This is a genomic window from Paenibacillus sp. J45TS6 (assembly GCF_018403285.1).
Lineage (GTDB): Bacteria > Bacillota > Bacilli > Paenibacillales > Paenibacillaceae > Paenibacillus.
The window spans coordinates 30,257-54,332 of the sequence record NZ_BOSJ01000006.1 but is presented as its reverse complement, the minus strand read 5'-3'; the positions used below and the strand labels follow the sequence as shown (position 1 = coordinate 54,332).

The 24,076-nt window shown below is 43.6% G+C and carries 25 protein-coding genes; 6 read left to right on the top strand and 19 right to left on the bottom strand.

Features of this window, described 5'->3' with window-relative positions; genetic code table 11:
- Positions 1 to 271 precede the first annotated feature (271 nt).
- From KJS58_RS10855 to rplS, 8 genes are all read right to left on the bottom strand, one after another.
- Entirely contained in the window at positions 272 to 835 is a 564-nt protein-coding gene (locus tag KJS58_RS10855; protein WP_213532539.1) for a nitroreductase family protein, read from the bottom strand.
- A gap of 267 nt (positions 836 to 1,102) precedes the next feature.
- Positions 1,103 to 1,525 (bottom strand): YraN family protein, encoded by a 423-nt coding sequence (locus KJS58_RS10850; RefSeq protein WP_249717186.1) that lies wholly within the window; start codon positions 1,523 to 1,525, stop codon positions 1,103 to 1,105.
- Between the two features lie 12 nt (positions 1,526 to 1,537).
- A complete protein-coding gene (locus KJS58_RS10845; protein WP_213532538.1) occupies positions 1,538 to 1,840 on the bottom strand; it encodes an EscU/YscU/HrcU family type III secretion system export apparatus switch protein in 303 nt (100 codons plus the stop codon).
- The gene (locus tag KJS58_RS10840; protein WP_213532537.1) at positions 1,837 to 3,942 is read right to left on the bottom strand and encodes a hypothetical protein; all 2,106 of its coding nucleotides are present in this window, start codon (positions 3,940 to 3,942) and stop codon (positions 1,837 to 1,839) included. The genes KJS58_RS10845 and KJS58_RS10840 overlap by 4 nt, the downstream gene beginning before the upstream one ends.
- Before the next feature lie 167 nt (positions 3,943 to 4,109).
- Complete coding sequence (locus KJS58_RS10835) at positions 4,110 to 4,766, bottom strand: ribonuclease HII (protein ID WP_213532718.1); 657 nt, start codon at positions 4,764 to 4,766, stop codon at positions 4,110 to 4,112.
- 199 nt (positions 4,767 to 4,965) lie between these two features.
- Complete coding sequence (ylqF, locus tag KJS58_RS10830) at positions 4,966 to 5,832, bottom strand: ribosome biogenesis GTPase YlqF (RefSeq protein WP_213532536.1); 867 nt, start codon at positions 5,830 to 5,832, stop codon at positions 4,966 to 4,968.
- 61 nt (positions 5,833 to 5,893) lie between these two features.
- Positions 5,894 to 6,514, bottom strand: coding sequence for a signal peptidase I (lepB, locus tag KJS58_RS10825; RefSeq protein ID WP_213532535.1), 621 nt, complete (start codon positions 6,512 to 6,514; stop codon positions 5,894 to 5,896).
- 232 nt (positions 6,515 to 6,746) lie between these two features.
- Positions 6,747 to 7,088 (bottom strand): 50S ribosomal protein L19, encoded by a 342-nt coding sequence (rplS, locus tag KJS58_RS10820; protein WP_211745967.1) that lies wholly within the window; start codon positions 7,086 to 7,088, stop codon positions 6,747 to 6,749.
- 278 nt (positions 7,089 to 7,366) lie between these two features.
- Here rplS and KJS58_RS10815 point away from each other — a divergent pair, with 278 nt between their 5' ends.
- Positions 7,367 to 8,311 (top strand): polysaccharide deacetylase family protein, encoded by a 945-nt coding sequence (locus KJS58_RS10815; protein WP_213532534.1) that lies wholly within the window; start codon positions 7,367 to 7,369, stop codon positions 8,309 to 8,311.
- Between the two features lie 150 nt (positions 8,312 to 8,461).
- On the opposite strand, the gene trmD is transcribed toward KJS58_RS10815, so the two are convergent.
- From trmD to wecB, 8 genes are all read right to left on the bottom strand, one after another.
- A complete protein-coding gene (gene trmD / locus KJS58_RS10810; RefSeq protein WP_213532533.1) occupies positions 8,462 to 9,244 on the bottom strand; it encodes a tRNA (guanosine(37)-N1)-methyltransferase TrmD in 783 nt (260 codons plus the stop codon).
- A complete protein-coding gene (gene rimM, locus KJS58_RS10805) occupies positions 9,244 to 9,753 on the bottom strand; it encodes a ribosome maturation factor RimM (RefSeq protein WP_213532532.1) in 510 nt (169 codons plus the stop codon). The genes trmD and rimM overlap by 1 nt, the downstream gene beginning before the upstream one ends.
- 87 nt (positions 9,754 to 9,840) lie before the next feature.
- Positions 9,841 to 10,071, bottom strand: a complete 231-nt coding sequence (locus tag KJS58_RS10800; protein WP_047909748.1) for a KH domain-containing protein — start codon at positions 10,069 to 10,071, stop codon at positions 9,841 to 9,843.
- 23 nt (positions 10,072 to 10,094) lie between these two features.
- Positions 10,095 to 10,367 (bottom strand): 30S ribosomal protein S16, encoded by a 273-nt coding sequence (rpsP, locus tag KJS58_RS10795; RefSeq protein WP_160036457.1) that lies wholly within the window; start codon positions 10,365 to 10,367, stop codon positions 10,095 to 10,097.
- 46 nt (positions 10,368 to 10,413) lie between these two features.
- A complete protein-coding gene (gene ffh, locus KJS58_RS10790; protein ID WP_213532531.1) occupies positions 10,414 to 11,793 on the bottom strand; it encodes a signal recognition particle protein in 1,380 nt (459 codons plus the stop codon).
- Positions 11,794 to 11,834: 41 nt separating this feature from the next.
- The gene (locus KJS58_RS10785; protein ID WP_213532530.1) at positions 11,835 to 12,191 is read right to left on the bottom strand and encodes a putative DNA-binding protein; all 357 of its coding nucleotides are present in this window, start codon (positions 12,189 to 12,191) and stop codon (positions 11,835 to 11,837) included.
- A 201-nt stretch (positions 12,192 to 12,392) separates the two neighbouring features.
- Positions 12,393 to 13,040, bottom strand: a complete 648-nt coding sequence (trhA, locus tag KJS58_RS10780; protein ID WP_213532529.1) for a PAQR family membrane homeostasis protein TrhA — start codon at positions 13,038 to 13,040, stop codon at positions 12,393 to 12,395.
- Positions 13,041 to 13,117: 77 nt separating this feature from the next.
- Positions 13,118 to 14,233: a non-hydrolyzing UDP-N-acetylglucosamine 2-epimerase gene (gene wecB, locus KJS58_RS10775; protein WP_213532528.1), complete on the bottom strand. Its 1,116-nt coding sequence runs from the start codon at positions 14,231 to 14,233 to the stop codon at positions 13,118 to 13,120.
- Between the two features lie 233 nt (positions 14,234 to 14,466).
- Here wecB and KJS58_RS10770 point away from each other — a divergent pair, with 233 nt between their 5' ends.
- From KJS58_RS10770 to KJS58_RS10755, 5 genes are all read left to right on the top strand, one after another.
- Entirely contained in the window at positions 14,467 to 15,492 is a 1,026-nt protein-coding gene (locus KJS58_RS10770) for a glycosyltransferase (protein WP_213532527.1), read from the top strand.
- Complete coding sequence (locus tag KJS58_RS25630; protein ID WP_306433086.1) at positions 15,485 to 16,744, top strand: glycosyltransferase family 2 protein; 1,260 nt, start codon at positions 15,485 to 15,487, stop codon at positions 16,742 to 16,744. Before KJS58_RS10770 ends, KJS58_RS25630 begins: the two co-directional genes overlap by 8 nt.
- Positions 16,741 to 17,751: a polysaccharide pyruvyl transferase family protein gene (locus KJS58_RS10765; protein WP_213532526.1), complete on the top strand. Its 1,011-nt coding sequence runs from the start codon at positions 16,741 to 16,743 to the stop codon at positions 17,749 to 17,751. The genes KJS58_RS25630 and KJS58_RS10765 overlap by 4 nt, the downstream gene beginning before the upstream one ends.
- 25 nt (positions 17,752 to 17,776) lie before the next feature.
- Complete coding sequence (locus tag KJS58_RS10760; RefSeq protein ID WP_213532525.1) at positions 17,777 to 18,100, top strand: bZIP transcription factor; 324 nt, start codon at positions 17,777 to 17,779, stop codon at positions 18,098 to 18,100.
- Positions 18,101 to 18,165: 65 nt separating this feature from the next.
- Positions 18,166 to 18,369, top strand: coding sequence for a hypothetical protein (locus KJS58_RS10755; protein WP_160036466.1), 204 nt, complete (start codon positions 18,166 to 18,168; stop codon positions 18,367 to 18,369).
- A gap of 130 nt (positions 18,370 to 18,499) precedes the next feature.
- Here the strand turns inward: KJS58_RS10755 and ftsY are convergent, their stop codons facing one another.
- From ftsY to rnc, 3 genes are all read right to left on the bottom strand, one after another.
- Entirely contained in the window at positions 18,500 to 19,498 is a 999-nt protein-coding gene (gene ftsY, locus KJS58_RS10750; RefSeq protein WP_213532524.1) for a signal recognition particle-docking protein FtsY, read from the bottom strand.
- A gap of 33 nt (positions 19,499 to 19,531) precedes the next feature.
- Positions 19,532 to 23,101: a chromosome segregation protein SMC gene (smc, locus tag KJS58_RS10745; RefSeq protein ID WP_213532523.1), complete on the bottom strand. Its 3,570-nt coding sequence runs from the start codon at positions 23,099 to 23,101 to the stop codon at positions 19,532 to 19,534.
- Positions 23,102 to 23,380: 279 nt separating this feature from the next.
- The gene (rnc, locus tag KJS58_RS10740; protein ID WP_249717184.1) at positions 23,381 to 24,073 is read right to left on the bottom strand and encodes a ribonuclease III; all 693 of its coding nucleotides are present in this window, start codon (positions 24,071 to 24,073) and stop codon (positions 23,381 to 23,383) included.
- Positions 24,074 to 24,076 lie beyond the last annotated feature (3 nt).

The window sequence follows — 24,076 nt, the reverse complement described above, 5'->3', positions numbered from 1 at the left end:
GTATCGATCTAAAGAACGAAGATTATATCTATAAAATGAATTCCACCACTCTTAACCAATCTCAATTATAGCACAAATGTTCGCATTTTTCTTGTATAAAACCAATTTTTAAAAGACAATAAAAATAAATAAACAAACCAAAAAGAAGTCCCCTATGACATGTCACTGTCAAGAGAACTTCCTCTTCGTTAAATAGCTGAATCCTACGATTAACTACTAGCCTGAATCAATTTCATAACTCATTACACTTGATTCAGGCTTCATTTGTAATTTATTTAAATAAAGTTAATTTCTCAGATGCTGGTGTGCGTTCTTGTGGTTTAGGCACGACATCAGGATAGCCGATATAGAGCATACCTACAATTTTCTCACCTGGAACAATGCCAAGTGTTTCTCTAAACTTAGGCCCGTACAAGAACGGCTTTGTTACCCAGAAAGTTCCAACCTCTTCGGCCCAAGCTGCTAACATAAAGTTCTGCACAAGCGCACTTGTTGCTGCAAAATCTTCATCAAAGATCGCTTGCCTTGGATCTTCCTTCATAACCACAAGCATAATCGTCGGTACATTAAGGACCGTAGTCACAAACTTGTTGTCTTCACCCATCTCAGCTGCGATGGCCTCCGATAACTTTTGACGTCCCTCTTCTCGAAATAGTAAAAATCTCCACGGCTCACGAAGCTTATGATTTGGCGCCCATACAGCTGTGTCCAAAAACTCCGTAATCTTTTCTACAGGTACGGGTTGTTCCTGAAATTTCTTAATCGTACGGCGTCCACGGATAACTTCCTTTATGTCCAAGTTCTTTGCTGCTGCTTGTACAGGTGTATCACTCATTCGTATTTCCTCCTCAAGTAAAACTCAAAGTTATTTTTCACAAGTTACATAGATAATGAGAATGTTTATCAATTAAATCACTGTCCCTAGCATACCTTGGTAATGCTTGTAAAGTCAATTCCTCACAATAGAAAAAAGTCCAGTACCCACTCGGTTGTTTCCCCAAGGGTCTGGACGTCCACAGTTAACTCTATGATACCGCTCTTCACTTCACTTTACATTACTTCACTCTATATTACTTCACTTTACAAAAGTGAATCTAATTTCTTAGAAAGCATTCTCAATATGTTTAATCTCTACCGGCCCCTCGGACCAATTCACGGGAGGAAGTAAAACACCCATCACATCAAACCTTATCTGCTTGTTACCAAGACGACGATCTTGAAGATACACCGCGGCAGTCTGCCGCACCTGATTTATTTTACGATGATTGACAGACTCAAGAGCCGTTCCATACTGATGCGAACCGGTTCGACTTCGAACTTCAACAAAAATATACATATCCTCAAGTACAGCGATAATATCAATCTCACCGCTTCGACATCTCCAGTTGGTTTCCATGATTCGGTAACCTGCCTCTATCAAAAACCTAGCTGCCGCTTCTTCTCCTGCTTTTCCTTTGGCTTTCCGTGTATCTTTGGGCATTTCACTACGAAAGTCTGCTCTATTAGGAACTTGTCCGTTATCCATCGCAATTCCTCTCTACTCGGGAAGAGTATAAACTTTTGCTTTTTGTTCTGCCTGATAGACAAATGTCAGTACTTCAGCAACGAGTTGATATAGTTCGGGAGGTATTTGGGTATCCAAATCGAGCTTGGAGAGAACTTCGACTAAAGCTGCATCCTCCTGAATGGGCACACCATGTTCTCTTGCTTTTTCTAATATTGAATCTGCTAAAGTGCCATTGCCCTTTGCCACGACAACCGGTGCTTCTGCTTCTCCCGGTGTATATTTTAAAGCTACTGCCTTTTTCTGCTCTTGTTTTTGCGAGGTGTCCTCTTTCATATTCGCATATCCACCCCTTTATATGAGTCAGGTACATAGGTATCTAGCACCTGTTTTGGCCCGAGTCCTGATTCGGGACCGCTCGAAGAGGATTCTCTTGTTACTACTTCTGAACGAAATACGGACAGCTGGTACCCTGTGTTCTCGAGGAGTGATCCAATCTGATCATGTCCTTCTTCAAAAATACGAGCGGAAAGCTCATTATCTGTACGAATATGCAGGCTTATCACTTTACCAACCACCTGCATGTCTATTAATGTTGGGCCAAGCTGCTTCATATTCAGATCAAACCAAATCCGGCAATGGGATGCATCCAGCTCACCTCTTGGCCCGCGCCGAGACTCGATTTGCACATTTGCCGTCACTTGCCCGTCTGCTCCGTTTAACGGGATGAACCAATTCATCTGGGCAAAGGGAGCAGTCCGGTCTGTATTCATTAGCAGCTGATGCCCTGTAAGTAAGTGCACAAGCTGCCCAGCCGTCTCTTTCACAGCCGGCGGAAGTTCTGCACTTGCCTCTGCTTGCAGCAGCAGGCCCTTCAGTGTGTCCGCTTGCTCTGCTGCGGCCACCCCACTCTGCGCGGGAGAAGGCAATGTCCCGCGCACAATCTGCTGCTCGTGCTCCGCACCGAGCAGCTTCAGCACACGCCCCACCCACGAGTCATCACTCGTGGCGGCTGGCGTGTGCCCGGGTGCTGGCTGTGCATCAGCACCCTGTCCCTGCTGCGGCGTGCCTGGCACCGCAGCAGCTTTGCTGGCCGAGTTCTCACCGGCCAGTTGGATTTGCGGCGCTGCCTGCAGTTCCTGCAGCAGGTTTGTCACGCGCCGCGCCAGTTCAGGCCCAGGCGGCACAGCTGCTGAGCGAGCAGGAATTAGCTCCGCCTCTCCCTGATCTGCAGTTCCTGCGTTTGCAGGCCTGTTTACGAACTGCTCTTTTTCGCTCGATGCGGATACAGATAGGGATACAAACTTCGTATCTTTTACCACAGAATCTCCGCCTAAATTTTTCTTGCTTGCATTTTCGCCGCCATGAACCTGATCATTTCCCTCACTAGCAGCTGCATTCTTAGGAGCCTGATTCTGTTCCTCACTGCCACCTGTTTTGATACCCATACTCTGTATATTTCCGCTACCCTTTAATCCGCTGTCTTGTGTATTTACTTTAGAACTCGTCATTCCTTCCGATTCACTTGCAGTCTGTTCTCCTGTAGCAACAGAACTTAGATCACTCGTATTCTTTGCACCCATTCCTGCAGTTTTAGAATCAAGATCTCCATTCGTTAGCGGTGTTGCCGCGCTACCTGCAGCACTTTCAGCACGAAGACTCGTAACACCATACTCGGCAGAGGTCACCATTCCTCGTTTACCTTCCGTCATACTAACATTCCCACTACCATTCTCTGCTTTCGTTTCAGGACGAAACGGCATCTCAGAACCTGGGAATGGGGTTCGATTCCCGTCTACGATCCCCGCGGTTTTGGCGGTATTCCCCTTCCACGTAGCGTCAGCCGTAATGATTTTTTGCAGCATACCATCAAGTTCACCCATAAGTTGATCCAGCGAAGGACCATACAAAGCCATATGGAGACTTTGAACACTCGTTCCGGTAACGGGAAGTCCTCGCTGCATAGCAAGACTTACTGAGTTCATCCATTCCCCTAATTTTATATTTTCGGGCTTCGCCGCCATCGTATTCTGCACGCTTGTCACATTTTCTTTCGTAAGCTGAATACCGCTTTGTTGCATCGCAATCAGCAGCTGCCTGTTTTCTTTTGTATCAGTCAGCTTAAGCGAACTTAAGAGATCGGTCATTGTGCCGGGTGATGCAGATGCAAGTGTTCCTTCATACGGCTTCATCACGAGCATGCCGTCTTTATTCGGGGAACCTACCTGGAGTATGGCGGTATCTCCGGCTTTCATAGGTGTATCTAGTGCAGCTCGTATTTGAACTCCTTTAATTTGAAGGACCGCTTCTTTTTGATCTGAGGATACCTGTACAACGCTCGCCCGAACCACCTGTCCTTCTTTTAATTCGAGCGACTTTGCACCTCCCGCTGCTTTTGAATCACCTAACAGCCCTCGTAAGGTTTGTCCTATATTCATGGGAGTAATTCCCCTTTCATTGCATTCTGCCCTGTCTCACCGTGGTACTTTATCATTATTATCGGTTATCCCTTGGTCACACTGAAGTTAAGTGCTATTAAAAAAAGATAACCCCGGTATAAACCAAAGTTACCTTCTACTACAGAAACAAAAACCTGAGTTCTTAATTAGAATAACGTCGGCTGTTCCTGCTCACCCAAAATTTTGCCAAGAAAGCTTCGCCGATGCATAGGGGTAGCCCCTAAAGCCAGCAGCTGCTCTCTATGAAATTTCGTTGCATATCCCTTATGTACGGCAATCCCGTATTCCGGATACATCTCATCCCATACTTCCTTGCACATCCGGTCTCTTGTCACTTTAGCGATTATCGAAGCCGCGCCAATGGATTGACTATTGGCATCCCCTTTAATGATGGATAATTGAGGAATTGGAAGATCCACTGTTTCAGCATCAACCAGTAAGTGATCTGGCGCAACGGCGAGTTGTTCCACTGCTTTTTTCATAGCCAGTCTGGAAGCTTGTCTAATGTTAATCTGATCAATCGTCTCGACATCACAGAACCCTACGCCAACGGCCAGCGCTTCTTTCATAATGATGTCATAAAGCAAGTCGCGTTTTTTGTCCGATAGTTTCTTAGAGTCATTCACTCCATCAAGAACAAGCCCTTTGGGTAGAATGACCGCAGCAGCAACCACATCTCCAAACAAACAGCCTCTTCCTACTTCATCAATTCCTGCAATATATTCCGCTCCGCTTTCCCATGCTTCTCGTTCATAGCGCAGCATATCTATCGTTTTATTCTCTTCTTCCTCATAATCTAACATGCCAATTTCCTGATTCTTCAATGCATATCTTCCCCTTCGCGGTATTACTCGGTATTCATTATCATAGCATATGTAACCTTATACGAGAACCTTCTTCATTGTAGCGATATGTTATGAAAATTTGGCATAAAAAAAGTCCCTGCATAAAAGCAGAGACCTTTCCTACCTACTATATTCACAGCTGATTTCGTAAAATGGCTTAGTATGGAGCTTCCAGACTGAAACGTCCAAGCTTGCCCGCTCTCAGTTCTCTTAATAAGATAGAGGAAGCTTTCTCAAGATCTACTCGTCCACCGCTGATGATCGCACCGCGTTTACGTCCGATTGCTTCCATAATGGCAACAATCTCATCCGGGTTATCGATATCCTTAGGCGGTTCTTCTAGTCCGTAACGTTCCTTCATTGCCGGCCAGTAGAACTGAACGAGGTATTTGATTGCAAAAAATGCGATATCTTCAATATTCAGAATTTCTTCTTTAATCGCTCCCGTTACGGCGAGACGATATCCAACATTTTGATCCTCAAATTTAGGCCACAGAATACCTGGGGTATCCAGAAGCTCAATCTCCCTGTTCGCTACCTTAATCCATTGCTGCGCCTTCGTCACACCAGGTTTATCTCCGGTTGCTGCAATGTTACGGCCTGCCATACGGTTAATCAGTGTCGATTTTCCGACGTTAGGAATACCTACAATTAACGCCCTGATAGGCCGAGGATTGATTCCTTTTGCAATCTGTCTGTCGATCTTATCTTTGAACAGAAGCTTGGCAGTTGCCGGAATGTCTTTTACGCCCGTCCCTGTATTCGCATCAATCGCAAGGGTAGTATGCCCTTCTTCTTTGAAATGCTTAATCCACTCTTCTGTTACTTCCGGATCGGCTAGATCTGCTTTATTCAGCAATATCATCCGAGGTTTGCCTTGCAAAATCTCATCGATCATGGGATTTCGGCTGGAAATCGGCAACCGCGCATCAATCAGCTCGATTACTACGTCAATCAGTTTCAGTTTATCCTGAATTTGACGACGTGCTCTTGTCATATGTCCGGGAAACCATTGTATAGTCAAGTTCATTCACCTTCTTTTACACAGCATTTCTGATAAACCTATACATCAATCAGAATCATTCTTAGTGGTTAATCCACTCAATATCTTTAATTGGCCAAAAGATTACATCTGCTCTACCTACAACATCTTCGAGCGGTACATAACCAATCATTCGGCTGTCCGTACTATTACTACGGTTGTCTCCCATCGCAAAAATCATGCCTTCAGGCACTTTTCCATCCGGGAAAAATTCATTCGGGAAGTTATACGTATTATACTGTCCGCCATCTGCCTGAGCTTCTTCAATGGCTTCCTTTAAATAAGGCTCATCGATAACTTGCCCATTTACTTTTACTTCATCTCCGTTAACTTCAACCGTATCGCCGCCTACCGCAATAACTCGTTTAATAAAATCTCGGTTTTCGGAAGGAACGTGAAACACAACAACTTCTCCACGTTTCGGCTCTCTAATATCATACAAGATCTGATTCACAATGACTCTTTCACCCGTATGAAAATTAGGTTTCATTGAAGGACCATCCACAATAAATGGTTTAAACAAGAAGAAGCGAATAATGAAAACCAGTACTAAAGCAATCGCAATCGCTTTGGTCCATTCCCAAACTTCATTTTTTACTTTCTTTGATTTAGAATCTCCATCTTGTGGTGGATTCACTCGTTCATTTTGTACATCCTGCTCCATAGCTCGTTCTCATCCTTCCATGTCATCAAATGACGCATTTAACGAATTTATGTATGATTCCTTTTCCTTATCAATAGGTTGCCTGTTTTGACCAAGGAAACATCATCTACTTAAGAGTCCCTCAAGCTATTGTAAGAGAAATAAGTACAGGTTACAACTTTCTATTTCAACAAAGATAAAGTAAAAAAAGCAAAAAGGGCTTGTTTCCAAGCCCTTTCCGTTATTCGTTATATTAACGAATTTCTTTAATTCTCGCTGCTTTACCGCGAAGTTCACGAAGATAATAAAGCTTCGCACGACGCACTTTACCACGGCGAGCCACTTCGAGTTTATCGATTTTTGGGGAATGAAGCGGGAAAGTTCTTTCCACACCTACACCGTAAGAAATTTTACGAACTGTAAAAGTCTCACTGATTCCACCACCACGGCGTTTGATTACTACACCTTCAAACAACTGGATACGTTCGCGTGTTCCCTCGATAACCTTAACGTGCACTTTTACAGTGTCACCAGGACGAAAGTTTGGCAAATCAGTACGAAGTTGTTCTTGTGTAATCGCTTGGACGATATTCATCTATGACTCCCTCCTTCCGTACAGGTGTTCATGTATCTTCCGGATACTCTCAACGTTATCCATCATCATCCACAGAGGACCACCGTATTCCACACAACAGAATAATTATAACATGCAGTACTATTATATTGCAAGTATCCTGCTCTATTATTTTGCAAAGATTATATTGTAAGAACCTTGTAACTTTCTAGCGTTCCTTCTCGTTTAGGATAGAGAAAAGATAATAAGATATCAATAAGGAATCTTCGTTCCTTTGATGATTTTAAAAGGAGAACTGTATGAACCGCAAGTTTTTGAAAAAATGGAGCCCCCGGCTCGCTATTGTCCTGGTCGCCATGATTGTATTGTATGCAACACTTGTTGCAAATCCAACAAATGCTTTTAATCACAAGGTTTGTACTTCGTGGCAAATGGTTAAGAACAAATCATTTATATTGTCTCATCGTCAGTTTTCTGAGAACATCATAGACACTGCCTATGCAGACAATGTAACTGAGCAGCAAGCTAAACAGGTTCCTGTACTTATGTATCATTATCTTGTTCCTAAATCGTTAAATAAAGAACCAGGCAACAAATCGGTTATGAATGTAGAAGATTTTGAAGAAGGTATGGATTATCTCCACCAAGAAGGATACTATACTCCTACGCTGCAAGAGCTAGAACAATACGTTAATGGCGAAATTACACTGCCTAAAAAATCAGTTGTCATTACTTTTGATGATGGATATGAGAATAATCTAGTTTATGCCTATCCTATTTTGAAAAAATATAATTTCAAAGCAGCGGTGTTTATCATCGGAAGTAAAACACAAGAAAATAATGAACCGTTTGATCCTGCTCGTAAAAGTTTTTTAACGAAAGCACAAATGGAAGAAAGCAAAGATGTATTTGAGTTCCACAGCCACACCTATAATCTCCACTATAAAGGTTTTGAAAAATGCGGTTCCACGTACGCGGCAGGTCTCGACGCAAAACTACTGAAGCAAGATATGAAGCAAATGAAAGAATTCGGTATTGATACCCCTTATTTTGCATATCCCTACGGGAATAAAAGTACACAAATGATGTATTATTTGCGTGAAGAAGGTTACCGTATGGCATTCTCGGTAAGGCAAGGTTTTGTTAAACCCGGTGATAATCCAATGAAGCTGAATCGATTAACTGTAACAACAGGTACCGATTTATCTATCCTTCTCCATCCGCCGGATGAAAGTTTGGAGTAAAATGAAAAAGGCTGCACCCAATAGATATACATGGGTGCAGCCTTTCTTTTTGTATTTTAGTAGATAATGCTCGAACTAAGGATATATCTCTATCAATCCATAAAACGGTATCTTAGTTTATCGTAATCATAGTTATCCACAGTGGCCTGCTTATTCAGCTTCATTGTTTTGTTCATGCTCACGAATCTGCTGATCGAGCCATATCTTTTCCTTCTTCGTCATTTCGATATGCTCAAGCAGGTCTGGACGGCGCGTATATGTCCGCCAAAGCGACTGCTGTCTACGCCATAGATCAATATTACGATGATGACCAGATAACAGGACGTCCGGCACTTTATGTCCTCTGTACTCGGCTGGTCTCGTGTAGTGAGGGTATTCTAAGAGGCCTGTGCTAAATGAGTCCGTGATCGCACTCGTTTCGTTACCCAGAACCCCAGGAAGGAGTCTAACCACACTATCGATTACCACCATGGCAGGAAGTTCTCCGCCAGTAAGTACATAATCTCCTGTAGAGATCTCGTCTGTAACGAGATGCTCGCGGATTCGTTCATCATAACCTTCATAATGACCGCAAATAAAGATCAGGTGATCTTCTTTGGAGAGTTCCTCAGCTTTTTTCTGAGAGAATGTCTCGCCTTGCGGGCACATCAGAATAATGCGAGGAGGTTTCTTAGAAGGATCTACCGCGCCATTCTCTAAATCTGTACCTGTGATACTTTCAACTGCGTTAAAAATAGGTTCTGGTTTAAGAACCATCCCCCCACCGCCGCCATAAGGCGTATCATCTACCTGTCCGTGTTTATTGCCTGAATACTCACGAAAATTGATCGCTTGTAAAGATACAATGCCTTTTTCTTGTGCTTTTCCGAGAATACTTGTCTCAAACACACCAGGAAACATCTCAGGGAACAGTGTTAATACATCTACCTTCATTAAATAAGCCCTTCCATCAAATGAACCGTAATCTTTTTGTTATTGATATCTACATGAAGTACAACATCATCAATATAAGGAATTAGAATCTCTTTTCCGTTATTCATTTTGACAACCCATACATCATTGGCTCCCGGTGTAAGAATTTCTTTCACCGTTCCGAGTTCTTCACCTTCATCTGTAATTACAGTACAGCCGACAATTTGATGAAAATAAAATTCGTCATCCGAAAGTTCTGTTTGATATTCTTCAGAAACCTTGAGCATGGATCCTTTATATTGCTCAACTTCATTGATATTATTGAATCCTTCAAATTGAACGACATACATATTTTTATGGAATCTTGCTGATTCCACAACAACAGGAATGATCTGTTTCGTCGTATCTATAACAAGTTTGCTGCCTTTTGCAAAACGTTCCTCTGGAAAGTCTGTTAACGGCAATACTTTTAGTTCACCCTTAATTCCATGTGTGTTCACGATCTTACCTACATTAAAAAATTGTGCCATAATTCCTCCTGTATATCGATTATACGATTCTATAAGCATGTACGAAAAAGGGCTAGGAAATGCATCCTAACCCCCTTTCGTATATCTTTAAGATATGATATCAACGGTAACCCGTTTATCCATCTTAACTGCTGCCGATGTGACGACCGTACGGAGTGCTTTCGCAATCCTCCCCTGTTTACCAATCACTTTCCCTACATCTTCAGGATGTACGGTCAGTTCATAGACAACCAGGCGATCTTTTTCAAGCGTCCGGACCGACACATCTTCCGGATGATCTACCAAAGCCTTCGCAATAACGCCGACTAATTGTTCCATAGATACCCTCCGTTATCAGCACCTTATTTCTGTAGTTTAGACTCATGGAATTTCTTCATTACACCCGCTTTGCTAAGCAAGTTGCGAACTGTATCAGATGCTTGTGCACCGTTTTGAAGCCATGCCAAAGCTTTATCTTCATCGATTTTAACCACTGCTGGTTGTTCAATCGGATTGTAGTAACCGATTTCTTCGATAAAACGACCATCACGCGGGGAACGGGAATCCGATACCACGATACGGTAGAAAGGAGCTTTATGAGCACCCATGCGTTTCAGACGAATACGTACTGCCATGAAAATTCACCTCCTTCAATGAAATTTAATTTATCATCATGAGAACTTACCGGAAAGGAAATTTCATTCCTTTACCACCTGTAAGACTCTTGAGTTGCTTCATCGCTTTTTTGTTACCTTTAGGACCCATCATGTCACTAAACTGCTTCATTACACGGCGCATCTCATCAAATTGCTTAATGAGTCGGTTTACTTCGGCCACGGTTGTACCACTGCCGGCTGCAATCCGCTTGCGTCTGCTTTGATTAATGATTTCAGGATTTTGTTTCTCTTCCTTGGTCATCGAGAACACAATGGCTTCAATTCTTCCCATTTGCTTGTCGTCGACTTTCAGATCTTTGGTCTGTTTCATCTTGCCCATCCCAGGAATCATATCCATGAGTTGATCAATCGGTCCCAGCTTCTTAATCTGATCCATTTGTTCCAAGAAATCTTCAAATGTGAAGGATGCGGTACGCATCTTTTGTTCCATTTCTTTTGCTTTCTCAGCATCAATGTTAGACTGTGCTTTCTCAATTAGAGAGAGCATGTCACCCATACCAAGAATTCGGGATGACATCCGTTCTGGATGGAACGGCTCCAAGGCATCGAGTTTCTCACCAAGCGTAATGAACTTGATCGGGCAACCTGTTACTGCTTTAACAGACAGCGCAGCACCACCACGAGTATCACCATCAAGCTTAGTCAGAACAACACCACTAAGTGAAAGCTGAGTATTAAAATGTTCTGCTACGTTTACTGCATCCTGACCTGTCATCGCATCGACAACGAGAAGCACCTCGTCTGGATTAACATGACTGTGGATCTGATGCAATTCTGCCATCAGTTCTTCATCAACATGAAGACGACCGGCTGTATCAATAATGACATAGTCATGATTGTTGTCTTTCGCATGCTGTAAACCTTGCTTCGCAATTTCAACCGGGCTTGTCTGATCGCCGAGTGTGAATACGGGAGCATTGATCTGTTCTCCAAGTACTTGTAACTGCTTAATGGCAGCAGGACGATAGATATCAGCGGCAACGAGCAAAGGTTTTGCATTCTGCTTCTGAAGCAGTTTGGCCAGTTTACCGGAAGTCGTTGTCTTACCGGCACCCTGCAAACCCACCATCATAATAACAGTTGGTGGTTTATTTGCTTTGGCAAGCTTGGATTGGCTTCCGCCCATCAGCTCAGTCAGCTCTTTATTAACGATATCAATGATTACCATGCCGGGTGTGAAACTATCCATCACTTCTTTACCGACTGCTTTTTCTTTGACCTTCGTAATAAACTGCTTTACGACCTTAAAGTTAACGTCCGCTTCAAGCAACGCAAGGCGCACCTCGCGCATTGCATCATTCACATCTTCTTCGGATACTTTACCTTTTCCTCGAAGCTTGCCGAACACGTTCTGTAATCTCGCTGTTAATCCTTCAAATGCCATAAACACACCTCCTTCAAGTCCATTTCTTATGGGAAACTTCCCTATTCCAGAACCTCTAGGTGGTTCACAATTGTATTCATTCGTTCCTTTTGCTCACTGTCAAGATCACTTGAAGCAATAAGTCCTCTCAGCTCTACCAAATCAGATAGACGCCGTTCGTGCTTATCAAGTAAGCCAAGCTTGTTCTCATACGTTTCCAGTACTTGCTCTGCTCGTTTAATATGCTCATATACTGCTTGCCTGCTAATCTCAAATTCCCCAGCAATCTCTCCTAATGAGAAATCGTCGTGAAAATAATATTTGAGAAAAGTTTGTTGTTTCTCGGTAAGCAACGTTTCATAAAAAGCAAACAGCAAGTTGATTCGGTTCGTCTTCTCGAGCCGATTCTCCTGACTCATACGGGACACTCCCTTCGTCAAGGAAAAACACTTTACACTCATTAACGTTCTTTATCTTACATAAAAGAAAAGAAGATGTCAAGCAAAAATCCTTGTCATCTTCTAATAATTCATATTTCATGCAAATCGTCTGTAAATAATCTTCATTTTCAGCTGTTCATCTACGGAAAATCATTCTTTTATTCGTAATTTCAGAGCTGATTATCTAAGCGGTGTCAGATAGATAAAAATAGCGAAGAAATGAAGAACACTTCCTGCAAGAACAAACAAATGCCAGATCGCATGATGAAAAGGGAATCCTCTCCATACATAAAATAGGGTTCCGAGCGTGTACATAAGCCCGCCTGCAACCAGTAACACAATTCCGCTATAAGGTACCGTTGCTACAAGCGGCCCCCAGGCAAGTACAATCAGCCACCCCATCGCGAGGTAAAATAAAGTAGACATAAAGAGAAATTTCTTTGTAAAAAATGCTTTAAATGCGACACCGAAAAGAGCAACTCCCCAGATGATCCCAAAGAGCGTCCATCCCAGCGTACCGCGTATCGCAACCAGCAAAAACGGGGTATATGTCCCGGCAATAAATAAATAAATAGAAGAATGGTCAAAAATCTCAAACAGATCTTTGGCTTTTCCCTCTTTTAATGCATGTACCATTGTTGAATTAAAATACAAAAGCAACATCGAAATCCCATAAATCGTAAAACTGACAACATGCCATGCTGTTCCGTTTATGCTTGCTGCCACAATAAGCAGCACGAGTGCTGCCACGCTGAGTACAGCCCCAATTCCGTGTGTTACGGCATTTACTACCTCTTCCCGGCGGGTATAAGTGTAAGTGTTAGCCATTCCATCATTCCTTTCCAAAACCGTGTTACCTATCCATATAGTATACTACGATTTCCCTCGCCGTTCATCTTTCCCATTTATTGTTTCTTGAAATACTTTAAAATAATCTCCGCTATTCGGTCTGATGCATAACCATCGCCATATGGGTTTCTCGCAGATGCCATTTTCTTATATTTCTTTTCATTACTGAGCAAAATCTGAGTCTCTTTCTTTACTCCTTCATAATCCGTTCCAATACACCGCAGTGTCCCTGCTTTGACTCCCTCTGGTCTTTCCGTTTTCTCCCGCAGCACTAAAACTGGCTTTCCTAAAGTTGGAGCTTCTTCCTGAATCCCTCCTGAATCTGTAAGTATTAGATAAGAACGACTCATCAGATTATGCATATCTATTACATCCAAAGGGCTCGTGAGATGGATTCTCTCCTTCCCCCCTAACAGATCATAAGCCAGATTCTTAACAAGCGGGTTCGGATGGACTGGAAATACAAGCTCGATTGTTTTATCACTGCTTACCATTTCCCTAAGTGCACTAAATACTTGTTCCATCGGTAAGCCCCAGTTCTCGCGTCTGTGCATTGTCATGAATATCATTCGACTTCCCGGCTGAATTTGATCCAAAAGCGGGTGATGGTAATTTTTTTTAAGTGTCCATCTCAGCGCATCAATAGAAGTATTACCTGTTACATAGACATGCTGTTTTCGATTCTCGCGGGCAAGCTGCCGTGCAGACAAAGGAGTCGGGGCAAAATGAATATCTGCCATCCTTCCAATCCATTCCCGGTTCATCTCTTCAGGATAGGGTGCATATTTGTCATACGTACGCAGCCCTGCTTCCACATGACCAATCGGTATTTTTGCGTAATAAGCAGTTAGAGCTGCTGCAAAAGCGGTCGATGTATCGCCGTGAACAAGCACCAAATCATAAGCTTCCTGCATAACCGGTTCTAGGACTTGTACTAAATGCGCAGTGAGCGAGGGCAGCGTTTGAGCATTTCTCATCACGCTTAGTTCAATGTCTGGCTTGATATCAAAATCATTCATTACTTGACCCAGCATTTCCTGGTGTTGCCCGGTAACACAAACCACCGGATCAATCCCTGGTGTTCTTTGTAAGGTTTTAATGAGTGGTGCCATCTTAATCGCCTCAGGTCTAGTTCCAAAAATAATGAGAACCCGCACTGAATTCTGTTCCATGTAATCAAATCCCCCCTATAAAATAACGATCTGCTATACCCTTTGCAAAGGGAGAAAAAGTGTTCTTCATTTCTTCTATATGTAAGTCGACAATTTAGTGAAACGGACAGACCTCTAATATATTATTTTCTATATTAAATTATCCGCACATTGTAATAGGTCATCTGCCGTTTCTACTAATCTATCAGCGAATAAGATGATATAGAGTTTGCAAAAGGAGGTATTACGATTACATGGCGATTATCATTTATCCCAAAACGATGAACTGGACTTTCATGAAACAGCGTCCTCAACAGCTGATGACAGAACTTGGAGCAAGAGGACATCATGTGTTTTTTGAAAACTTGGCCCCGATGACAAGTAGGCTCGCCGAGATCGAACCCGGAGTTCATCTGTTTACGGATCATCATGCTTTTGTAAAAAGACACTTAGCCAAGCTACGAAAAGATCATCCTGTTGTCGTATGGACCACCTGGGCCAAACAAAGAACGAGACTGCTTGCTTTATATGATCCGGATGCGGTTATTTATGATTGCTGTGATGAATTTCCACACTGGGCGAGGTACGAGCATCGCATGGTAGAATCATCAGATCATTTAGTGGCCACCGCGGAGACCATCCGAACGCGCTTGTCACTGGCATACCCGGAAAAGCCAATTACCCTTATCCCGAATGGTGCTGATTCAAGCATGTTTGATGCAGACTCCGTCCCTAGACCACATGATCTTCCGAGCGGGCCTGTTGTAGCTTATATTGGAGCATGGGCTTATTGGGTGGATCATGAACTTTTTGCTAAGTCCGCAGAAAGGTATCCGAGTGTACAGTTTGTATCCATTGGTGCTCCTTATGGAGATATACCAGGATATAAGTCTCTCCCCAACGTACACATTTTAGGTGAAAAACCCCATCATGAATTAAAGTGGTATTTACAGCATATCGACGTTGCTGTTATCCCTTTCCTATATCATCCCATCACTCTGGCAACGAATCCTGTGAAAGCTTACGAATATATGGCAACTGGCGTAAAAGTGTTGTCCACCGCACTGCCGGAATGTATTCACATGGAACCACATGTCACGACTGCGACCACACATGAAGATTTCATCACTAAATTAGGAAAGATGCTGAATGAACCAGAAGACCCTTCTGCAAGATTGGCCCGAATTGCATACGCCAGAGAAAACCGCTGGACCCAAAGAGGGGAAGCAGCTGATTTTGTCATCCGTCAAACCCTCGCTGCCAAAGGAATCTATGAGTAAGCGTGCAAGATCTAGCTTTTTCTACAATATGGCGAGACTTCATTACTTTACACTCATGTCACAGTCCGAATACCGTGCTGACAAGTTATTCCTGGAGCTCAGTAAAGAACTTGAACAGCATCCCTGTGCAGAATGGCTGTTATGGTCTAATCAAGGAGCCCACCTCTCTACCACTCAAGAGATTAAGCTATGCCATATACTTATTCACCTGCCCAGCAAGGTTCAGTGCGTCGTTTATGCTGTGCCTGGCAGACCTAATTATTTCTTCTTTCGGAGAAGCCTGTTTATTCCGGCCTCTAATCTAACACTCGCCCCCCTGCCTTCTGCCCACTGGTTAGCCTGGGAACTGCAACAGTTATGTCAAGCAAGGTCCGCATGCAAATACCTATATCTGCAAAATCAAAATCATACGTTCACTGACACGCCTCTGACCCCTGCACTCAAAATAGACCCCTCTCACGACTCCATACTTCCGGTTATACAGCGGACTGTCCCATTCTCTGTTCAACAGCTTCATGTTCATAAGAGCCGTTTAGAATCCTCTTTTCCACTTGTGAGTATTCTGCTTAGTGTACACAATATGGAATCTTCCATTGGCTGGTCCATTCGCTCCGTCTTAGCGCAGAGTTATCCTAACTTCGAACTACTGATCGGAGACGACGGTTCCACAGACAAAACCGCTGAGAAAGCATCTGCAATGGATCATGATCCTCGGATCCGGATACTTCGCTATGCTGCAAATCGAGGAAAAGCCTTTGTACTCAATGACTTGCTCCATGAAGCTACTGGTACGTATGTTCTAGAACTAGATGCAGACGACTGGCTCCCTCCAGGCGCTCTTCATTCGCTCATCCGTCTGATGGAACAGAATCCCTGCGCTGCCCTTGGTACGGGAACAAGCCTTGTATGGAGAAGAAGCAGGAATGGTCATATTAGCTTGCGCGGTCAATCTACCTTTGAAGGGACACTCGAGACAGATACCCATGCCTACCCACCCGTACCTAGAATCTATCGTACTGAACACCTGAGATCCGTAAGGGGATGGACGGAATACGAGGGCCCCTATGGCAGAGTTTTTGAAGATATAGAAGTCTGTAGGAAGCTGCTTACTAAATATGAAATTGCTAAAACAGAAGAGATTGTCTACCACAGAGTTGTTCATACAAGAAGCGTCAGTCAGCAGCATCTACACCACTATAAAGCATGGAAGCAAAACCGGTTTCTTCATGAAAAAGGAGGTGAATCCTCATGAGAATCGCAGCGAGCGGTTACTACGGTATGGGTAATTTCGGAGATGATCTGTTTTTAAGAACGTTACAACAAGCCTTTTACAGACATCATCTATTTCCTTGGAACGGTTATATCGACCCTCGTGAGGTGGATGCTGTCATCATTGGCGGTGGAGACCTCATTACACCTTATAAATTCAGTAATTATTATTTTCCTAAAGTGTTGCAGCAACATCCGATGTGGTTATACGGAGTGGGCATTGTCGATACGTATCCGCCGGAAACATGGCCTCAGGAAGAGATCGATAGACACCGTGAATATATTCAACATGCAAAAAGAGCGGTTTTTCGAGACAAAACGTCAGCAGAGCTTGCCGGAATTGGGGGATTTCATGATCATCCTGAGGTAGCTCAGGATATCGTATTTGCTTACCAGGAGCATCCGTTTCCAATACAGCGTTTTTCATCTAAAAAAACGATCGGGGTTTGCCTCTTCTCTTACCCTGCATTCCCTTTCGAAGAAATGACCCGCCTGCTTCTAAGACTAAGTCGCGAAAATTATCATATTGTTCTTATCCCTGTGGTCAACCATCCAAATAACCGTTTTTCTGATTACAGCACTTGTAAAAGACTTGAACAAACGATCAAAGAAATGGATCCTCAGGCATCCATCCAAACGATCTCTCTTCTGCTGGAAATCGACCTCACCTACAACATCATCCAGTCTATGGATTATTTAATCAGTTATAAACTTCACCCCGCGTTAGTTGCCCTGCGGGCAGGTGTACCTGTTCTTTCTATGAGCAAAATGGGCAAGGTCAAACATTTGCTGAGCCGTTTTCATCTGGAACATTACTATTGTGACTATTCTGTGCCGTTTACTTCGCTAGATCCTTTGATCGAGCGTTTTCTTACAGATGGTCCGGCTGAAGTACAGGCCAATTTACCGCTTATACGCAGGGCAGAACAAGAGAGCACAGCAGAACTGAAGCAGCTTGTTCAAGACCTTGAACAAACCATAAAAATTTAACAATGAAATCAAGGAGGCTAAACCCATGTGGTTTCTATTTAGTCATCGCCGCCGGCTTGCGGCACAGATTCAGCGACTCAAAAAACGAGTAGAGGAACTAACAACTAAAGCGGATTTACTGCAGGACAGGTTATCTCAACTGGAATCTGAGGTTCGCTCCGGGCTTACCGTAAATCCAGAATTGCAAACCTTTTTCGAATCCCAGACAGGTCGCAATATCAGTATTAGTACGACAAGCATTACGGTTATCGGTACCGTTCTTGCCGCGGGAGTCGATGCCGTCGAAATCCGTGAAAACACGGGGGATATCGTTATTATTCCTTATAACAATATATCTGTAGCCCAATAAGCATGAGCATCGAATGAAATAAAAAGAAGCAAGCTAAAAATTGAAATCGTAAAGGAGAATGATTGATGAATTTCAGAGATATGGTTCGCGGCTTCTTAGGGAGTGAAGTTGAAATCCTAACATCGAATGATTATTTAGATGGTATCTTGGTATCTGTCGATGAAACGACGCTGATCCTCCGCGTTCCTCCTATTATTTATGGACCTCCGGGAGATCTTGCGTTTGTACCCCTTTCATCTGTGGAACTCATCCGTATTCTTGCTGCCTAGCTATATAAAATAAAAAAGACTGCAGGCAAACTAGTTTAAGCTAGTTTGCCTGCAGTCTCCAGATCGGCTCCTTCATTGGAGTCCGATCTCTTTTTGTATGCGAAAAATAAAATTCTGCCTTATACAGATTCTACTCTTCTTTATCTTTTTCGGTTTCTTCTTGAATGAGTCCCGCAAATAGAGCGTGAACAAACTGATCAGAATCAAATGGCTGCAGATCATCCGCTTTCTCTCCAAGACCGACCAGTTTCACAGGGATGTCCATCTCCTGACGAATGGCAATGACGATACCGCCTTTTGCTGTACCATCCAGCTTCGTTAGGACAAGTCCGGTCACCCCGCTCTTCTCACCAAACAATTTAGCCTGACTAAGCGCATTTTGCCCAGTTGTAGCATCAAGCACCATAAGTACTTCATGCGGAGCACCTGGGATCTCGCGCTGAATGACACGGAAGATTTTGTTGAGCTCTTCCATCAGGTTTGATTTATTCTGAAGGCGTCCCGCAGTATCGCACAAGAGTACATCCACATTCCGCTGTTTTGCTGCTTTCACTGCGTCGTACATAACTGCAGCAGGGTCTGATCCGGCTTGTTGTTTGACAACTTCTACTCCGGCACGTTCTCCCCAAACTTCCAGTTGTTCAATCGCACCTGCTCTGAATGTATCCCCCGCAGCAAGCATTACTTTTTTACCTTCCTGTTTGAAGCGGTGTGCGAGTTTACCAATCGTCGTTGTTTTACCAACACCATTAACCCCTACGAAGAGAATAACGGTAATCCCATCTTTGTTCATGTTCAGCGCATTGTCTTGTTCCGACCGAAGCAGAGCTGTCAGTTTCTCGGAAAGTACAGGCTGAAGTTCCGCAGCATCTTCGATCTTGCGTTTCTTCACTTCTACTCTCAGATCATCGATCAGGTCCATCACTGTGTTAACTCCTACATCCGCACCGATAAGAATCTCTTCCAATTCTTCATAGAATTCCTCATCGATTTTTTTGCGGCGAATCACAAGGTCAGATACCTTTTCAACAAAGCCCTTCCGTGTTTTCTCCAGGCCATCTTTAAATTTATTTGTGACCGTTTCTGTTTTGGTTGAAATACTCTCTTTTAATTTTTTAAAGAAACTCATACGTTCCCTCCACCTCAAAAATACGTGCTGTAGTTATGCGATAACCGCTTCTTCATCTTCTAGTTTGACAGAGACGAGCTTGGACACTCCGCCTTCTTCCATCGTTACCCCGTACAGAACATCGGCTTCTTCCATCGTACCTTTACGGTGAGTTACAACGATAAACTGCGTCTGTTCAGAGAACTCGCGTAAATACTGGGCAAAACGAACCACGTTCGCTTCGTCAAGTGCAGCTTCTACTTCATCTAGTACACAGAAAGGAACAGGCCTCACATGCAAAATGGCAAACAACAAAGCCATCGCGGTCAGTGCGCGCTCCCCTCCAGATAGAAGCTGAAGATTTTGAAGTTTTTTACCCGGAGGCTGAGCAACAATGTCGATCCCTGTAGTCAGCAGTTTATCCGGATCAATCAAGACGAGATCTGCACGTCCCCCGCCAAACAGCTTGGAGAATACCGTGCCAAATTCCCGTTTAATCGCATCAAACGTCGTTTTAAATCGTTTCGACATCTCATCATCCATCTCTTTGATGACTTGATAGAGTGTCGTCTTCGCCTGCGTTAGATCCTCTTTCTGTTCACTAAGGAAGGTATAACGCTCATTCACACGTTCATATTCCTCAATTGCACCAAGATTCACCTCACCAAGCGCTTGGATATTTCGTTTCAGCTGCTGTACATCAGCCTTGCTTCCCTCGATATCTTCAGGAATATCATAGTTCTGTTTAGCCAGCTCGTACGTTAGCTCGTACTCATCATTCAGCTTTTTCAAAATATTATCCAGCTCAACATCCAAACGATTCACGCTAATTTCGGTTGTTCTCAGCTCGTCTTCGCAAGTCTTGAGACTGAGGCGCTGTTCCCTTGTCTCATTCTCTTCCTGTTCAAGCTTTTTAATGAGCTGACTGCGAGAAGTACGTTTCAAATCAAGCTCTCTTGAAGCTTCCTCTTTTTTCAGTTTGTACTGATTGAGTGCTTCTGTCTGCTTAATACTTTCCTCTTCATTCGTTTTGAGGTCAGCTTCAACCGAAGCAAGAAGCGTACGATTGCGATATCGTTCTTTATCCACATTTTGATACTCACGTTCAAGCCGGCGTACCTGCTCTTCAAGGGAGAACCTTTCCTGATCCAGCTTACCTTCCTTCACTTTTAAAATAGTAAGCGAGTTTTGAAGCTCTTCCTTGGCAGACTCATTCGCCTTACGAGCGAATTCAGCTGCATGGATCGCCTGATGCGTTGCTTTCTCCTCATCCTCCAGCTTGGATAAGTTCTCAGCTGCTTTAGCACGTGTCTGTTCCAGTTCTTTTATTTCATCTGCAAATCCTGTTTTCTCTTGGCCCGCAGCTTCGACCTGAGTAAGAACATGACCCAGTTCATGCTCGAGCTGCTTTAACTCCAGAGATGCTTGTTGTTCCTCAGACCGTTTGTCATCTCCGTTTTGACGGAGGGTGTCCAGGCTAATCTGACATTGATCCGTTTGTACTTTGATCTCTTCCTGATCACGCAGGAGTTTGCTGATTTGATTTTCCGTTTCCTGAATATCTAGATCCAGCTGATCGAGCTGGCGTTTACGAGACAGCAGGCTGCTATTTTTACGGTGCTGACTTCCTCCCGTCATCGAACCTCCCGCATTAACCACATCGCCATCTAAAGTAACAACACGGTAACGATACTGGCATTTCGCCGCAATACGGTTCGCATCCTCCAGGCGTTCTGCAATGATGACATTACCAAGTAAGCTGCCTACAATAGCTTCATACTTGGAATGATATTCAACTAGACTCGCACCGATCCCGACAAACCCATCTAACGCCTGGGCGACTGCACGATCAGCCGCGCCAATCGTTCTCGGACGAATAACATCCAGCGGCAAGAAGGTAGCTCTACCAAGCTGACGCTGTTTTAGGAAAGAAATCGCTTGGCGTGACACAGCTTCATTTTCCATAACCACATGCTGTAGTGAAGCTCCCATCGCCGTTTCAACTGCCAGTTCGATTTTTTCAGGTACTTTGATGAGTTCTGCGACCGCACCGTGAACCCCTTGCAAGACGTTTTTACGAGAAGCTTTAAGCACCTCTTTGACACCGGTCATAAAGCCATCAAAATCATCCTGCATTTCCTTCATTGTATCGCGTCTTGAAACTTGGGCTTCTCGTTTCTGTTCCCATTTCCTTATGGTCGACTGACTTTCAGAATACTGTTTTTGAAGAGAATGATATCGTTCACTCTCTGAAATATATCCTGTACGTAATGAGGTGATTTCCTTCTGTAACTTTTGGATGTTCTGCTCAAGCAGGCTCTTCCGTTTTTGCAGTTCATCTCTTTTTTCTTCCCACTTATCCGATTCTTCATCAGCACGGTTTAAACGACGCTCAATCGCTTCTTTTTGCTGATCCGCATAACGAATCTCGTTACGCGCCTGCGCCATCTGATTCATCAGCTCGAGAAGATTACCTTTTAGGCTTTCTTCTTGTTCCTGGCTGATTCCACCCGTTACACCAACAAGCTTCGCTTCCTCCGCAGATAAAGTCTCCCGCAGTTCAGCAAGTTCTTGCTCAAGCAGCGATAGTTTGAGTCTGAAGTTGTCGAGCTCCTGTTCACGTTCCGCATAACGCTCTTCACTTCCACTCAGAGAGTTTAGCAACTGTTCTTTGTTAGCTAACAGGTTCTTTAATCTCTCTTTTAGAAGCTCACGATATCCTTCACTTTTCTCTGTTGCTTCACTATAGTGCAGCAGTTCTCCTTGAAGACGTTCCACAGCCGCTTCGACTTCACGAAGCTCTGTACGATCCTGTTCAAGAATTGCATCGTGATTCGATACGATCGCCGATAATTCGCGCTGTTTTTCTTTAAGTGTAACTAGACGTTCATTAGCCTCACTCCACGAGGAATGAATTTGCTCAATTTGATATACGTACAAGGAAAGTTCTTTTTCCTTAAGTTCATTTTTCAATTCTTTATAATGAAGCGCTTTTTGGGACTGTTCCCTGAGGGGACCAATCTGATCTTCAAGTTCTGTCACAAGATCGTGAATACGCAGTAAATTCTGCTCCGTATCATCCAGCTTGCGGACTGCATCTTTTTTACGAGACTTGTATTTCACAATACCAGAAGCCTCTTCAAAAATCCCACGACGGTCTTCAGAACGTGTACTCAGAATTTCTTCTATACGGCCCTGGCCGATAATGGAATAGGCTTCTTTTCCGATCCCTGTATCCATGAACAGCTCTGTAATATCTTTCAACCTGCATGGTTGTTTGTTTATAAAATACTCACTATCTCCACTTCGATGAACACGGCGAGTTACCGTAACTTCACCAAAATCAAGTGCGAGTGCCTGATCTTGGTTATCCAATGTTAAAGAAACTTCAGCAAAATTAACTGCTTTTCGCGTATCACTTCCGGCAAAAATAATATCTTCCATCTTGCCCCCGCGGAGTGACTTAGCGCTCTGTTCACCCAGTACCCAGCGAATGCCGTCGGAAATATTACTCTTCCCACTCCCGTTGGGGCCAACTACTGAGGTTATACCCTGAACAAACTCCATCTCCGTACGATCAGCAAACGATTTAAAGCCGGACAGCTCTATACGTTTTAAATACATCTATCTTGACACCTCCATGCCTTACCACGGTCCATAAACGGGTATGTACATCCGTTCTTTATTTTAGGTGAAACATCCTATGAAGTCCATGCCTTCCCTAAGGAAGAACACAGATCTAGCTGCGTTCATCCCTAGGGAAGCTGATCTAAACTTCATTCAACAAAAAGAAGAGCAAAAAGCAGTCCATCCCCCATGTTCAGCAAGATACTTCATACTTAAGCGGGCTGCTCTTTGCTCTTCGTTTGTCAAAATTCAGGTTCACGTATAAGCAAACCATCTTTAAGGAAGTTTCAATGTGTTCAAAGCAAGCTGAGCTGCTTTTTGCTCTGCTTCCTTTTTCGATCGACCCGTACCTCGGCCGAGTCTCTGGCTACCCATATATACCTCTGAGACAAACTCCCGCTCATGAGCAGGTCCTCTCTCTTCCACAATCCGATACTCAAGTACACCCATATTATGATGTTGCGTAAGTTCTTGAAGTTCTGTCTTGAAATCGGTAAGAGCGAGTTCTCCTTCAATCACAAGACCGGCAAATATATGTTTATCTAAAAACTTCTTGACCGTATCTAAACCCTGATCAAGATACAGGGCACCAATAAACGATTCAAAAACATCGGCTAAAAGTGCAGGACGGGTTCTTCCCCCTGTAAGTTCTTCTCCTTTACCCAAAAAAACGTACTTGCCAAAATCCAATGCTTCAGCAAATTTGACGAGTGAGGGCTCTCGTACAAGAGCTGCCCTCATCTTTGTCAATTCGCCTTCTGGACGGTTTGGATGTTCATTATACAAAAACTCCGATACCGTGAGTTCCAGTACAGCATCTCCCAGGAATTCAAGTCTTTCATTATCCTGACTGTGACTGAATCTATGTTCATTCACATACGAAGCATGGGTAAAGGCCTGTTTTAACAACGGACGGTTGTTAAACTCGATTTGAAGTTTGCGCTCTAATTGTTTCAGATCTGCATTCAATCG

Coding starts and splice junctions, on each gene's coding strand:
- KJS58_RS10855 (WP_213532539.1), bottom strand. CDS start 835: ATGAGTGATACACCTGTACAAGCAGCAGCAAAGAACTTGGACATAAAG.
- KJS58_RS10850 (WP_249717186.1), bottom strand. CDS start 1,525: ATGGATAACGGACAAGTTCCTAATAGAGCAGACTTTCGTAGTGAAATG.
- KJS58_RS10845 (WP_213532538.1), bottom strand. CDS start 1,840: ATGAAAGAGGACACCTCGCAAAAACAAGAGCAGAAAAAGGCAGTAGCT.
- KJS58_RS10840 (WP_213532537.1), bottom strand. CDS start 3,942: ATGAATATAGGACAAACCTTACGAGGGCTGTTAGGTGATTCAAAAGCA.
- KJS58_RS10835 (WP_213532718.1), bottom strand. CDS start 4,766: ATGTTAGATTATGAGGAAGAAGAGAATAAAACGATAGATATGCTGCGC.
- lepB (WP_213532535.1), bottom strand. CDS start 6,514: ATGGAGCAGGATGTACAAAATGAACGAGTGAATCCACCACAAGATGGA.
- rplS (WP_211745967.1), bottom strand. CDS start 7,088: ATGAATATCGTCCAAGCGATTACACAAGAACAACTTCGTACTGATTTG.
- KJS58_RS10815 (WP_213532534.1), top strand. CDS start 7,367: ATGAACCGCAAGTTTTTGAAAAAATGGAGCCCCCGGCTCGCTATTGTC.
- trmD (WP_213532533.1), bottom strand. CDS start 9,244: ATGAAGGTAGATGTATTAACACTGTTCCCTGAGATGTTTCCTGGTGTG.
- rimM (WP_213532532.1), bottom strand. CDS start 9,753: ATGGCACAATTTTTTAATGTAGGTAAGATCGTGAACACACATGGAATT.
- KJS58_RS10800 (WP_047909748.1), bottom strand. CDS start 10,071: ATGGAACAATTAGTCGGCGTTATTGCGAAGGCTTTGGTAGATCATCCG.
- rpsP (WP_160036457.1), bottom strand. CDS start 10,367: ATGGCAGTACGTATTCGTCTGAAACGCATGGGTGCTCATAAAGCTCCT.
- ffh (WP_213532531.1), bottom strand. CDS start 11,793: ATGGCATTTGAAGGATTAACAGCGAGATTACAGAACGTGTTCGGCAAG.
- KJS58_RS10785 (WP_213532530.1), bottom strand. CDS start 12,191: ATGAGTCAGGAGAATCGGCTCGAGAAGACGAACCGAATCAACTTGCTG.
- trhA (WP_213532529.1), bottom strand. CDS start 13,040: ATGGCTAACACTTACACTTATACCCGCCGGGAAGAGGTAGTAAATGCC.
- wecB (WP_213532528.1), bottom strand. CDS start 14,233: ATGGAACAGAATTCAGTGCGGGTTCTCATTATTTTTGGAACTAGACCT.
- KJS58_RS10770 (WP_213532527.1), top strand. CDS start 14,467: ATGGCGATTATCATTTATCCCAAAACGATGAACTGGACTTTCATGAAA.
- KJS58_RS25630 (WP_306433086.1), top strand. CDS start 15,485: ATGAGTAAGCGTGCAAGATCTAGCTTTTTCTACAATATGGCGAGACTT.
- KJS58_RS10765 (WP_213532526.1), top strand. CDS start 16,741: ATGAGAATCGCAGCGAGCGGTTACTACGGTATGGGTAATTTCGGAGAT.
- KJS58_RS10760 (WP_213532525.1), top strand. CDS start 17,777: ATGTGGTTTCTATTTAGTCATCGCCGCCGGCTTGCGGCACAGATTCAG.
- KJS58_RS10755 (WP_160036466.1), top strand. CDS start 18,166: ATGAATTTCAGAGATATGGTTCGCGGCTTCTTAGGGAGTGAAGTTGAA.
- ftsY (WP_213532524.1), bottom strand. CDS start 19,498: ATGAGTTTCTTTAAAAAATTAAAAGAGAGTATTTCAACCAAAACAGAA.
- smc (WP_213532523.1), bottom strand. CDS start 23,101: ATGTATTTAAAACGTATAGAGCTGTCCGGCTTTAAATCGTTTGCTGAT.